Raw genomic sequence first — 12663 nt, 5'->3', positions numbered from 1 at the left:
GGACTTACCTCATCAGGGTGTTGATTTCGATGATCGGCTGCATGACCGCGAGCACGATCAGCAACACCACCGCCCCCATCACCAGCAGCAGCAGCGGCTCGAGCAGGCTGGTGAGGGTGGCGGTGCGGGTTTCGAGTTCCTGCTGCTGCAGGCGCGCGGCACGCTCGAGCAGCTGGTCGATGCGGCCGGTGGCTTCGCCGTTGGCCACCATGTGGATCAGCATCGGCGGAAACGCGCGCCCGGCGGCGAGCGCGCGCGCCAGCGGCCGCCCTTCGCGCACCTGCTCGGCGGCTTCGCGCACCGCGGCGCGGATCGGCAGGCGCTGCACCACGCGGCCGGCGGCGTCGAGCGCGGCGAGCAGCGGCACGCCGCTGCCGACCAGGATGGCGAGCGTGCTCGCGAAGCGGGTGGCGTCCAGGCTGCGCAGGTGGCGGCCGAGCACCGGCAGCGCGAGCAGGCGGCGGTCGAAGGCGTGGCGGATGCGCTCGTCGCGCAGCAGCGCGAGCGCGCCGAGCAGGGCGGCGGCACCCGCGGCGAGCGCGAGCCAGCCCCAGTCGCGGATGAAGTTCGACACCCCGATCATGATGCGGGTGAGCAGCGGCAGGGCCTGCTTGCTCTGCGCGAACACGCCCACCACCTGCGGCACCACGAAGACCATCAGCCCGGTCACCACCAGCAGCGCCACCATCGCCACGAGGGCCGGGTAGATCAGTGCCTGCATCGTCTTCCTCTGCAGGTCGGCGCCGCGTTCGAGGTGGTCGGCGAGCTGGTTCATCACCGCGGCGAGCTCCCCGGACTGCTCGCCGGCGGCGATCGCCGCGCGGTAGATCGGCGGGAAGGCGCCGCTGTGGCGGTCGAGCGCGATGCGCAGGCTGTGGCCGGAGACGACGTCGGAGCGGATCGCCGCCAGGGTGTCGTGCACGCGCTCGCTCTCGGCCTGCTCGATCAGCGCCGACAGCGCGTGCTCGACCGTGAGCCCGGCGGCGAGCAGGGTCGCCCACTGGCGCGACAGCAGCGCGAGCTCGTTCACCGGCAGGCGGCGGCGCGCCTGCACGCGTGCGAGCCAGCCCGGGCGATCGGCGGCAGCGCGGGCCTGCTGGCCGAGGTCGATGACCTCGACCGGATGCAGGCCGCGCTCGCGCAGCGCGCTGCGTGCGGCGCGGCCCGAGTCGGCCTCGATCACGCCGGTGCTCGGCGTGCCCTGGAGGTCGAAGGCGCGATAGCGGAAGGCGCTCATGACAAATGGCTCAGGCGCGGATCACGCGCTGCAGCTCGGCGGCGCTGGTCAGCCCGCTGGCGACGTGGCGCAGGCCGTCCTCGTGCAGGCTGTGCATGCCGGCGGCGCGCGCGTGGGCGCGCAGGCGGTCCTCGTCGGCGCCGTCGTGGATCAGGCGGCGCAGGCCCTCGTCGACCACCAGCAGCTCGTAGATGCCGGCACGCCCGCGGTAGCCGCTGTGGCCGCAGTGCGCGCACTGGCCGGCTTCCCAGCCCCGCGTCGTGCTGGCGGGCGCGGCGGGCTGGCGGCAGTCGGGACAGAGCTTGCGCACCAGGCGCTGGGCGAGCACGCCGCGCAGTGTGGAGGCGAGCAGGAAGGGCTCGATGCCCATGTCCACCAGGCGGGTGAGCGCGGCCGCGCTGTCGTTGGTGTGCAGGGTGGCGAGCACGAGGTGGCCGGTGAGGCTGGCCTGGATGGCGATCTGCGCGGTCTCGAGGTCGCGGATCTCGCCGATCATGATCACGTCCGGGTCCTGGCGCAGGATGGCGCGCAGCGCGCGCGCGAAGTCGAGCTCGATGCGCGGGTTGACCGGGATCTGGCCGACCCCGGGCAGATCGAATTCCACCGGATCCTCGACCGTGACGATGTTGAGGCGGCCGGCATCCAGGCTTTGCAGCGCCGCGTACAGCGTGGTCGTCTTGCCCGAGCCGGTGGGGCCGGTGACGAGCAGGATGCCGTGCGGCCGGGCGAGCAGGTCGGCGAACACGGCGCTGGTGTCGGGCGCCATGCCGAGGCCGTCGAGGCCGATCTGCCCGGCCTGCTTGTCGAGCAGGCGCAGCACCAGGCGTTCGCCGTGGGTGGTCGGTACGGTGGACACGCGCACATCGACCGCCCGCCCGGCCAGGCGCAGGGTGATGCGGCCGTCCTGGGGCAGGCGTTTCTCGGCGATGTCGAGCTGCGCCATGATCTTGATGCGCGAGGCCATCGCCGCGTGCAGGCCGCGGCGCGGTCGGGCGATGTCGCGCAGCACGCCGTCGCGGCGCAGGCGCACCACCGACTCGCGCTCGTAGGGCTCGATGTGCACGTCCGAGGCGCCGTCGCGCACCGCCTGGGTGAGCAAGGCGTTGATCAGGCGGATGATCGGCGCGTCGTCCTGGGTGTCGAGCAGGTCCTCGACCGCGGGCAGCTCGGTCATCAGGCGATCGAGGTCGACCTCCTGACCGACGTCGGCGACGATCTCCGCCGCACTGTCGCCGGCGCCGCCGTAGGCCTCGGCGAGGCGGGCGTCGAAGAGCGCGCGCGGCACGCGCTGCAGGCGCAGGGGCAGGCCGAGGCTGCGGCGCACTTCGGCGAGCGCTTGCGGGCGAACGTCCTCGCGCACCAGCACCTCGGCGTGTTCGGCGCCGAGGGCCGCGACCAGCACGCCGTGGTCGCGCGCGAAGCCGTAGGGCAGCTCGAAACCCATCAGCGCGGGGCCGCCGGCGTCACGGCGGGCTGCAAGGGGCGGAAGGCGAGGTCGACCACCGGCGCCGGCTCGCCCGGCGGCGGGTCGCGCAGCAGATTGGCGCCCGAGGGCAGCTGGTCGCGGCGGCCGATCACGTAGTCGTAGCGGCTGTCGGTGAGCGCGGCGTAGCTTTCGCGGTCGCGCAGGATCACCGGGCGCAGGAACACCACCAGGTTGGTCTTGGCGCGCTTGCGCGTGTCGTAGCGGAACAGGCTGCCGGCGAAGGGGAGGTCGCCGAGCACCGGCACCTTCTCCTCGCCGCCGCTGTAGCTGTCCTCGACCAGTCCGCCGAGGGCGAGGATGGCGCCGTCGTCGACCAGCACCATGGACTCGATCGAGCGCTTCGTGGTCACCGAGTTGCCGGCGGCGGCGCTCTCGGCGCTGCCCACCACGGCCGAGGCCTCCTGGTAGATCTGCAGGCGGATCGCGCCGCCCTCGGAGATCTGCGGCTTGACGTGCAGGGTGAGGCCGACATCGCGGCGCTCGATGGTCTGGAAGGGGTTGGCGGGCGTGGTGCCGCCGCCGGTGTTGGCGTACTGGCCGGTGACGAAGGGCAGGTTGCGACCGACGACGATGCGCGCCTCCTCGTTGTCGAGGGTGATGAGGTTGGGCGTGGACAGGATGTTGGCGCTGACCTCGTTCTCGAGGAAACGGGCCAGCACGCCCAGGCTAAGCACTTCGCCGATGCCGGGCACGTTGACCTTGCCGCCGCCCACCACCAGGTTGAGGCCATTGTTCGGCAGCGTCAGCCTGGTCCGGTCGGCGCTGCCGGCGATGAGCTGGCCGAGGTTGCCGCCGCCGCTGTTGAAGAGCTGCGCGCCGAGTACGCCGACCTCGCCCGCCGAGGCGCCGGCGACCCACTGGAAGCCGAACTCGGCGGCGCGCTCGGTGGAGATCTCGGCGATCAGCGCCTCGATGTAGACCTGCGCACGGCGGCGGTCGAGCTGGTCGATGACCGCGCGCAGGTTGCGGTAGACGGCGTCGGGCGCGGTGATGATCAGCGCGTTGTTCACCGCGTCCGGCTGCACCATGCCGCCGCGCGTGGCGGAGGAAAGACCGCCTGCTGCGCTGCCGGAGGTGGAGCCGGTGCCGCGCAGGGGGGCGCTGGCGACGCCCATTCCGGACGGGGCGGAACTGTCCGTGCCGAAGCCACTGCCGCCGCCGCTGTTGCGCGACAGCGGCTGCGTGCTTGCAGCGTCGCTCGTGCCGCCCTCCCCGGCGAGCGCGGCATTGAGCGTCGCGGCGACCTGGACGGCGTCGGCGTTGCGCAGATACACCACGCGAATGTCGCCGCCCGCGCCCGGACGGTCGAGCGCGGTGACGAGCTGGCGCAGCGCGGCCAGGCGGCTCGGCGTGTCGGCACGCACCAGCAGGCTGTTGCTGTTGGGTTCGGCGACGATCTGCGGCGGTGCGAGCCCGCCCGCGTTCTGGCCACCGGTCTGCTGCTCGGCGAGCAGGCGGACGAGCACCGGGGCAAGGTCGTTGGCCATCGCGTGCTGCAGCTGCAGCACCGCGACGTCGCCCTGCGGCGTGTCGATCGAGTCGATCACGGTTGCCAGCCGGCGCAGGTTCTCGGCGTAGTCGGTGACCACCAGGGTGTTGTTGCCGGGGAAGGCGGTGACCGCGTTGTTGGCCGAGACCAGCGGGCGCACCACGTTGACCATATGCACCGCGGATTCATGGCGCAGCGCGAACACCTGGGTCACCAGGCGGTCGCCGCGCGCTGCGCCCGCGCCCGGACGGCCACTGACCACCGGCACGCCGTGCAGCTTGGCGTCGGCCTCGGGCACGAGCTTGGTCACGCCCGACTCCTCGATCGCCGCGTAGCCCTGCAGGCGCAGCGCCGACAGCAGGATCTGGTAGGTCAGCTCCGGGGCCACGGGGGTGTTGGTGACGAGGTTGATCTTGCCCTTGACGCGTGGATCGATGAGAAAGTTGCGCCCCGAGATGCGTCCGATCGCCTGGATCACCGCGTCGATCTCGGCGTTCTGGAAGTTGAGCGCCACCGGCTCGCCCGCGGCGTGCACGAGGCACGAGCCGAGGCCGAGCGCGGCAATGGCGAGCGCGCGCAGCGCATTGCGCAACACGGCTCGGCCCCGCGCGGGGAAGGAACGAGGAAGCGGTCGGAGGGTGGAAAGGCGGGTCATCGGGGATCGCGTCTGGGCCCGCCATCGGCGACGGGCGTGGGTGGGCGGGAGGACTCGCCGCGCTCGCTGGCGCGCGCGGGCAGGGCGAGCGTGCTGCGGCGGCCATCGAGCTCGAATTCGGCGGCCTCGGGCAGTAGGCGGACGAGCCTGCGGCCATCGGGCAGGGCCTGGCCGGGGCTCAGGCTGAGGCTGGAGCCGTCCTCGGCCTGCAGGATCGCGAAGCCGGGCAGGGCGCCGAAGCCGGTGGCGATGCCGGTGACCGTGTAGCGTGCATCCGGGCCTGCCGCGCGCATCGGGGCCTTGTCGGCGACCGGTGCGGCACGACCCACATGCAGGCCGATGCGTGCGGCCACCTTGCGGGCGTCGGTCTCGTGGCGCGCAACCGCAGCCACCGGCGCGGGCGCCGCAAGTTGCCAGAACAGCTCCGCCGCCACCCAGGCGCAAGAGGTCAGCGCGAGCAGCCAGGCGAGCGTGGGCAGGGTGTTCGGCAGGGAGCGGAGGGCGGCGGTGTGGCGGCGGGAATACGTCGGCATCGGCAGGAGCGGGGACACTGGTGAAGACCGCAGGCGCGATGTCCGGCGCGCGCGACGGGATCGCAGCGACAGGTCGACTGTCGTTCGGCGCAGGGCATGGGACGCCACCGGAATGCGCGTTTTCGGGAAAGCAGGCGCCAGTTCGCATGCGTGGGCTGGCGTCCGTCCCCTCATGGGGCCATTCGGGGTGATCGCCGTTCTGTCGCTGGCAAAGGCTGTGGACTATCGGCTGGAGATGTTGCAGTGGTGTTGCCGTCGACCGGACCCGGGGCGTGCCGCGATCGCCCGAGCGGGCCGTGGAGCCTCGTGGGCGCGGCAAGCGAATAGGCTAGTTGCACCGAAACTGGGATAATGTACAGCTTGCCCCGGAAGCCCACGACGCATCATGTCCGACCCCGCCCCGATCTTCGCCGACGACGGCCCGCTCGCCGCCGCGATCCCCGGTTTTCGTGCCCGTCCGCAGCAGATCGAGATGGCGCAGAAGATCGCCGAGGCGCTGCGCGAGAACCGCGTGCTGGTGGCGGAGGCCGGCACCGGCACCGGCAAGACCTTCGCCTACCTGGTGCCGGCGCTGCTGGCCGGGGGCAAGGCCATCATCTCCACCGGCACCAAGACGCTGCAGGACCAGCTCTTCAACCGCGACCTGCCCACCGTGCGCGCCGCGTTGAAGGTGCCGGTGACGATCGCGCTGCTGAAGGGGCGCGCCAACTACGTCTGCCACTACCACCTCGAGCGCAACGCGCGCGACGGCCGCTTCCTCACCGCGCAGGACGCCGCAGACCTGCGCGCGATCACGCGCTTCGCCAGGCTCACGCAGACCGGCGACAAGGCCGAATGCACCGACGTGCGCGAGGACTCGCTGGCCTGGCTCGCCGCGACCTCGACACGCGACAACTGCCTCGGCCAGGACTGCCCGCACAAGGACGAGTGCTTCGTGATGCAGGCGCGGCGCAACGCGATGGAGGCCGACGTGGTGGTGGTCAATCACCACCTCTTCTTCGCCGACGTGATGTTGCGCGACGAGGGCATGGGCGAGCTGCTGCCGGCGTGCAACGCGGTGATCTTCGACGAGGCCCACCAGCTCCCCGAGACCGCGAGCCTGTTCTTCGGCGACAGCGTGTCCACCGCCCAGGTGCTGGAGCTGGCGCGCGATACGCGCTCCGAGACCGTGGCCGCGGCGCGCGACTGCGTGGCGATGATCGACCAGACCCGCAACCTGGAAAAGGCCGCACGCGACCTGCGCCTGGTGTTCGGGCCGGAGAGCGCGCGGCTCTCCGCCGCGCAGGCCGGCGAGCACGAGAACTTCGACGTCATGGTCGAGGCGCTGGAGAAGGCGCTCGCCGACTTCCACGCGGTCCTCGCCACCCAGGCCGAGCGCTCCGAGGGCCTGGGCAACTGCCTGCGCCGCACCGAGGAGATGTCCGAACGCCTGGCGAGCTGGCGCAAGCCCGAAGACAAGGAGCTGATCCGCTGGGTCGAGGTCTTCACCCAGTCGCTCGCGCTCAATGCCACCCCCCTGCACGTGTCGGACGTGTTCAAGCGCCAGCTCGAAGGCCACCCGCGCGCGTGGATCTTCACCTCGGCGACGCTGGCGGTGGGCAAGGCCGACTTCGGTCACTACTGCCGCGAGCTGGGCCTGGCCTGGATGGACCCGCCGCCGCTCACCGCGGTGTGGGGCAGCCCCTTCGACTACGCCGAGCAGGCGCTGCTGTACGCGCCGGCCGGCATGCCCGAGCCCAACTCGCCCGACTACACCGAGCGTGTCGCGAAGGTCGCGCTGCCGCTGATCCGCGCCGCAAGAGGGCGCGCCTTCGTGCTGTGCACCTCGCTGCGTGCGATGCGCCGCATCCACGAGCTGATCCTCGACGGGCTTGCGCAGAGCGGTGACGCGCTGCCGGTGCTGCTGCAGGGCGAGGGTTCGCGCACCGAGCTGCTCGAGCGCTTCCGCCGCCTGGGCAACGCGGTGCTGGTGGCGAGCCAGAGCTTCTGGGAGGGCGTCGACGTGCCGGGCGACGCGCTCTCGCTGGTGGTGATCGACAAGCTGCCCTTCGCGCCGCCCGACGACCCGGTGCTGGCGGCGCGCGTCGAGCACATGCAGAAGCAGGGCCTGAGCCCCTTCGTGCATCACCAGCTGCCCAAGACCGTGATCAACATGAAGCAGGGCGCCGGGCGCCTGATCCGCAGCGAGCGCGACCGCGGCGTGCTGTGCATCTGCGACCCGCGCATGATCGACAAGTCCTACGGCAAGGTCGTCTGGCGCAGCCTGCCGCCCATGCGCCGCACGCGCGCCGAAGCCGACGCGGTCGCCTTCCTCGAGAGCCTGCCGCCACCAAGGCAAGCCGGCTGAGCTGGGTCAAGGGTGGGCAGCGGCGCTCTGTTGTATCCTTCGGCCCTGCTCATATCACGCCGTGGGGCGAGTCTCGATGAAAGTCTTCGGTTTCGCCGGCTGGTCCGGCTCCGGCAAGACCACCCTGGTCGAAAAGCTGATCCCCGAATTCACCGCGCGCGGTCTGCGCGTGTCGGTGATCAAGCACGCCCACCACGGCTTCGACCTCGACAAGCCGGGCAAGGACTCGTGGCGCCACCGCGAGGCCGGCGCGATGCAGGTGCTGATGCTGTCGAACGACCGCTGGGTGCTGATGCACGAGCTGCGCGGCGCCCCCGAGCCCACGCTGGACGAGCAGCTGCGCCTGCTCGAACCCTGCGACCTGGTGCTGATCGAAGGCTACAAGGCGGCGGCGGTACCCAAGATCGAGATCCACCGCCCCTCGCACGGCAAGCCGCCGCTGTGGCCCGAGAACCCGCACGTGGTCGCGGTCGCCACCAACGGCGAGATCGACTGCCCGCTGCCGCGTCTGCCGCTCGACGAGCCCGCCGTGGTCGCCGACTTCATCCTGGACTACTTCAAGAACCGATGAACCCCGACATGCTTTCCTTCGACGAGGCCTACGAGAAGCTGCTCGGCTTCGTCCGCCCGGTGCGCGAGGTGGAGGAGGTGGACACCCTGTTCGCCGCCGGCCGCGTGCTCGCGGTCGATCAGCATTCCACCATCGACCAGCCGCCGATGGACAACTCCGGCATGGACGGCTACGCCCTGCGCGCCGTCGACGTGCCGGTAGCCGGAACCCGCCTGCCGGTGAGCCAGCGCATCCCCGCCGGCAGCGTCGGCCACGAGCTCGCCCCCGGCACCGCCGCGCGCATCTTCACCGGCGCGCCGCTGCCCCCCGGCGCGGATACCGTGGTGATGCAGGAGCTGTGCGAGCACGCCGGCGACGAGGTGGTGGTCAACACGGTGCCGCGTGCCGGCGAGGCGGTGCGTCGCATGGGCGAGGATGTCGCCCGCGGCGCGCGCGTGCTGCCCGCCGGGCTGCGCCTGAGCCCGCAGGCGGTCGCGCTCGCCGCCTCGGTGGGTCTGGCGCGGCTGCCGGTGCATCGGCGCGTCAAGGTCGCCGTCTTCTCGACCGGCTCCGAGCTGGTGATGCCGGGCGAGCCCCTGCCGCCCGGCGGCATCTACAACTCCAACCGGTACCTGCTGCGCGGCCTGCTCGCCGGGCTAGGCTGCGAGGTCGAGGACTTCGGCATCGTGCCCGACCGCCTCGACGCCACCCGCGAGGTGCTGCGCCGCGCGGCCGAGGGACACGATCTCATCCTCACCAGCGGCGGCGTGTCGGTGGGCGAGGAAGACCACGTCAAGCCGGCGGTCGAGGCCGAGGGCAGCCTGGACATGTGGAAGATCGCGATGAAGCCGGGCAAGCCGCTGGCCTACGGGCGGGTGCATGGTGCCGCCTTCATCGGTCTGCCGGGCAACCCGGTGTCGAGCTTCGTGACCTTCCTGTTGATGGTGCGGCCCTTCCTGCTCGCCACCCAGGGAGTGAGCGAGGTCGCTCCGGCGTCGATGCAGTTGCGCGCCGACTTCGACTGGCCGCGGCCCGACCGCCGGCGTGAGTTCCTGCGCGCGCGCATGAACGCGCAGGGCGGGGTGGAACTCTTCGCCAACCAGGGCTCGGCGGCGCTCGAGTCCACCGTGTGGGCCAACGGCCTGGTCGACATCCCGGCCGGCACGGTGATCGCGTGCGGCGAGACGGTGCGCTTCCTGCCCTACGGCGACCTGCTGCACTGAGGCGCGGATGGGGACGAGCGGACGCGGACGGGCAATCAAGGGAACGAGACGGACATGACGAGCAAGGTGAAGATTCTGTATTTCGCGAGCCTGCGCGAGGCTGTGGGGTGCGCCGGCGAGGAGCTGGACCTGCCCGCCGGCGTCGGCACGGTGGGGGCCTTGCGCAGCCACCTGGCCGCGCGCGGCGAGGGCTGGCAGGCGCTGGCGGCCGGGCGCAACGTGCGCGCGGCGCTCAACCAGAAGATGGCGGGCGCCGATGCGTCGCTCGATGCCGGCGACGAGGTCGCCTTCTTTCCGCCGGTGACCGGAGGCTGACGATGGTGGAAGCGAGAGCGCAGGACGCCGCCGAGGTCAGCGTCCAGCACGAGGACTTCGACGTCGGGGGCGAGATCGCGCGCCTCGGCGAGGGACGGCGCGACGTCGGCGCGGTGGCGAGCTTCGTCGGCCTGGTGCGCGACGCCAACGACGGCAGCGGCGTGCGCGCGATGACGCTGGAGCACTACCCGGGCATGACCGAGCGCGCGCTCGAGGAGATCGTCGAGCAGGCGAAGGCGCGCTGGTCGCTGCTCTCCGTGCGCGTCATCCACCGCTACGGCCGCCTGGAGCCCGCCGACCGCATCGTCTTCGTCGGCGTGACGAGCGCGCATCGTGGCGAGGCCTTCGCCGCCTGCGAGTTCATCATGGACTACCTGAAGACGCGGGCCCCGTTCTGGAAGTGCGAGGAGACGCCGCAGGGCGCGCGTTGGGTCGATGCGCGCGAGAGTGACGACTCGGCCGCTGCGCGCTGGGCCGCCTCCGGTGCGCAGGTCCCCGCGGGCGAGGGCGAGGACTGGGACGACATCGAGCTGCGGCGCTGAGGGGGCGAGGACGGCCGGGGAGGCCGCCCTTTGCGGGTTCTTGCGGGATGCGGATCAAACAAAACGGCGCCGCAAGGCGCCGTTTTCAATCGCAGCGGGAACGGCCCGCCACACGAGGCGGAGGCGTTCAGCGACGACCCTTGCCACCCTGCTGGGTGAAGGCCTGGAAGGCCTGGGTGGAGGCGCGCGTCATCTGTTCGAAGGCCGCACGGGTGGTGTCCATCGCGGTCTGCATCGCGCCCAGCGCGTTCTGATCGGCGATCGGCATGCCGGTGAACATCTTCTGCATGGCTTCGAACATGTCGGTGCTGCCCGAGCTCAGCTGCTCCCCCACCAGCCGGCCGAACTCGGCCTGGGTGGCAGCGGTGATCTCGGCAATCTGGCGTGCGCACGCGAGCATCTCTTCGGTGGTGCGCTGCGCGTAGCTCGCGCGCATTTCCATCGCGCCCTGCGGGTCCTTCGCGGCCGAGAGGGCCTTGGCGTTCTGCACGCCTTCCTCGAACAGACGCTTGGCCGTGGTGACCTGGATCTCCATGATGCGCTGCGAGTTCTCGATCGACATCTGGGCCAGGCGCATCGCCGCCTCGAGGTTCTTCTTCTGAAGTTCGTTCAACTGTTCCTGTTTGCTGGCCATAGGCTCCTCTCCACTCGCACGTATCGGTTGTCTGACTTTTTCCGGGCTTGGCGCCCTCGGGACGGTGTCCCTTGTTGTTCTCGGGCCGGCACATCCTCACCGACTTCACCATCCCGGCTTCCACAATAGCACAGCTCGCTTGCGGCTCCGCGGCGCATCCGGTGCTTCGACGGCGTGACGGGTGCGTATGATGCTGCGCTGCAACAGCTTCGGTCGCTTCAGCGCAGCACCGGGCGGTCGGAGAGACCGCCACCGCTCGCAAGGCCGGTGGCGCCCGCCCCGCGGAAAGCCGCGCGCAGCAGCTGGTCCAGGCAATCCACCGCGGCCGCGAGCGCGTCCTCGAAGCGCGCTTCGCGGCAGGGCGTGGCGAGGCGATCGACCAGTGCCTGCCAGGCGGCGGGTTCGAGCTGGCGTGCGAGCGCACGATCCGCGACGATCTCGATGCGGTGCTCGGCGAGCAGCAGATAGACCAGCACGCCGTTGTTGTCCTCGGTGTCCCACACGCGCTGCTTGCCGAACAGCGTGATCGCGCGGTCGCGGATTACGCTCGCGAGCGCCTCGCGGCGCGCGAGGTGGCGCCAGAGGTAGCTCGGCGGCAGGCTGGCCTCGACGCACAGGCAGATCTGCCCGGTGTGGCCGGTCTCGCTTGAGCGAACACGCGCTTCCAGGCGGTCGAGCGCCGCCTCGCCGAGTGCGCGACGGGCGTCGTCGGCGTCGAGCCAGAGGTGGCGCAGGAGCCTGCGCAGTGTCTCCATCACCAGCTCCCCGAGGCGCCGCCGCCACCGAAACTGCCTCCGCCGCCGGAACGGAACCCGCCACCCCCGAGCCTGCCGCCGCCCAGGCCGCCGAGGCTGCCGCCGCGGATGACCGGCCCTCCGCCGCGATGCGGCGGACCGCCGCGACCGCCGCCGCCGATGCCGAGCGCGAGCACGAAGACCACGGCGAGCACGCCGCCGACGAGGGCGAGAAAGAGGCTGGCGGTAAGCAGATGCACGATGAGCCCGGTGACGGCGCCCGTCGCGAAGGCCCCGGGTTTGCGCCCGAGCATGCCCACCAGCACCGCGCCGAGAATCGGCACGCCGACGAAAAGCAGGGCGCCGAGGTCCTCGATGCCGGCGCCTCCGCCGCCGCGTGCGGCGGGTTCCGGCGCAGGCAGGTTCTCGCCGCGGATCAGCGCGGACAGGCCTCCCACACCGGCGTCGATGCCGCCGGCGAAGTCGCCACGGCGGAGGGCCGGCGTGATCGCGCCGTCGATGATGCGCCGGGCGGCGAGGTCGGGGATCGCGCCCTCGAGCGCACGGGCGACCTCGATGCGCACCTTGCGGTCGTCCTTCGCCACCAGCAGCAGCACGCCGTCGCCCACCTCGCGACGGCCGATCTTCCAGGCATCCGCGACACGGAAGGCGTAGGCGGCGATATCCTCGGGCGTGGTGCTGCGCACGAGCAGCACGGCGATCTGGCTGCCATGCGCGGCCTCGAAGGCGGCGAGCTTGCCCTCGAGCGCGCGCACCTGCGCCGCCGACAGCGTTGCGGTGAGGTCGGTCACACGCGCCTGCAGTGCCGGCACCGGCTGCAGCGGCTGGGCAAGCGCCAGCCCGGTCGCGAACAGTGCGGCGAGCGTCAGCAGCGCGCGCCAGAGCTGCTGCGCCATC

The 12663-nt window shown here is 71.7% G+C and carries 12 protein-coding genes; 5 read left to right on the top strand and 7 right to left on the bottom strand.

All coding sequences use genetic code 11. The features are described from left to right. Positions 1–4: 4 nt before the first annotated feature. Genes gspF through TMZ1T_RS12040 form a run of 4 tightly spaced genes read right to left on the bottom strand, consistent with a single transcriptional unit; the run spans position 5 to position 5418 of the window. Positions 5–1237 carry a type II secretion system inner membrane protein GspF gene (gene gspF / locus TMZ1T_RS12055; RefSeq protein ID WP_012585543.1) on the bottom strand — a complete coding sequence of 411 codons (1233 nt, stop codon included), beginning with the start codon at positions 1235–1237 and terminating at the stop codon, positions 5–7. Between the two features lie 10 nt (positions 1238–1247). Next, positions 1248–2681: a type II secretion system ATPase GspE gene (gspE, locus tag TMZ1T_RS12050; protein WP_004321060.1), complete on the bottom strand. Its 1434-nt coding sequence runs from the start codon at positions 2679–2681 to the stop codon at positions 1248–1250. Beyond that, positions 2681–4867: a type II secretion system secretin GspD gene (gspD, locus tag TMZ1T_RS12045; protein ID WP_012585542.1), complete on the bottom strand. Its 2187-nt coding sequence runs from the start codon at positions 4865–4867 to the stop codon at positions 2681–2683. Before gspD ends, gspE begins: the two co-directional genes overlap by 1 nt. After that, a complete protein-coding gene (locus TMZ1T_RS12040; protein WP_245537182.1) occupies positions 4864–5418 on the bottom strand; it encodes a type II secretion system protein N in 555 nt (184 codons plus the stop codon). The genes gspD and TMZ1T_RS12040 overlap by 4 nt, the downstream gene beginning before the upstream one ends. A 367-nt stretch (positions 5419–5785) precedes the next feature. Between TMZ1T_RS12040 and TMZ1T_RS12035 the strand changes: the two genes are divergently transcribed. From TMZ1T_RS12035 to moaE, 5 genes are all read left to right on the top strand, one after another. Next, positions 5786–7747: an ATP-dependent DNA helicase gene (locus TMZ1T_RS12035; RefSeq protein WP_012585541.1), complete on the top strand. Its 1962-nt coding sequence runs from the start codon at positions 5786–5788 to the stop codon at positions 7745–7747. Between the two features lie 76 nt (positions 7748–7823). Next, positions 7824–8318, top strand: coding sequence for a molybdopterin-guanine dinucleotide biosynthesis protein B (gene mobB / locus TMZ1T_RS12030; RefSeq protein ID WP_004321064.1), 495 nt, complete (start codon positions 7824–7826; stop codon positions 8316–8318). Next, complete coding sequence (locus TMZ1T_RS12025; RefSeq protein ID WP_012585540.1) at positions 8315–9520, top strand: molybdopterin molybdotransferase MoeA; 1206 nt, start codon at positions 8315–8317, stop codon at positions 9518–9520. The genes mobB and TMZ1T_RS12025 overlap by 4 nt, the downstream gene beginning before the upstream one ends. Before the next feature lie 54 nt (positions 9521–9574). After that, the gene (gene moaD / locus TMZ1T_RS12020) at positions 9575–9835 is read left to right on the top strand and encodes a molybdopterin converting factor subunit 1 (protein WP_004321066.1); all 261 of its coding nucleotides are present in this window, start codon (positions 9575–9577) and stop codon (positions 9833–9835) included. Between the two features lie 2 nt (positions 9836–9837). Then, positions 9838–10377: a molybdopterin synthase catalytic subunit MoaE gene (gene moaE, locus TMZ1T_RS12015; protein ID WP_004321067.1), complete on the top strand. Its 540-nt coding sequence runs from the start codon at positions 9838–9840 to the stop codon at positions 10375–10377. Positions 10378–10504: 127 nt separating this feature from the next. On the opposite strand, the gene TMZ1T_RS12010 is transcribed toward moaE, so the two are convergent. The 3 genes from TMZ1T_RS12010 to TMZ1T_RS12000 form a co-directional block, all read right to left on the bottom strand. Next, positions 10505–11011 (bottom strand): phasin family protein, encoded by a 507-nt coding sequence (locus TMZ1T_RS12010; protein ID WP_004321068.1) that lies wholly within the window; start codon positions 11009–11011, stop codon positions 10505–10507. Positions 11012–11229: 218 nt separating this feature from the next. Continuing rightward, a complete protein-coding gene (locus TMZ1T_RS12005) occupies positions 11230–11766 on the bottom strand; it encodes a TPM domain-containing protein (protein ID WP_004321069.1) in 537 nt (178 codons plus the stop codon). Further along, positions 11766–12662 carry a TPM domain-containing protein gene (locus TMZ1T_RS12000; protein ID WP_012585539.1) on the bottom strand — a complete coding sequence of 299 codons (897 nt, stop codon included), beginning with the start codon at positions 12660–12662 and terminating at the stop codon, positions 11766–11768. The genes TMZ1T_RS12005 and TMZ1T_RS12000 overlap by 1 nt, the downstream gene beginning before the upstream one ends. Between the last annotated feature and the right edge of the window lies 1 nt (position 12663).

Origin of the sequence: Thauera aminoaromatica (assembly GCF_000021765.1) — a bacterium.
GTDB classification, from domain to species: Bacteria; Pseudomonadota; Gammaproteobacteria; order Burkholderiales; family Rhodocyclaceae; genus Thauera; species Thauera aminoaromatica.
The sequence above is the reverse complement of the archived record's forward strand: the minus strand, read 5'-3'. Positions and strand labels throughout refer to the sequence as shown.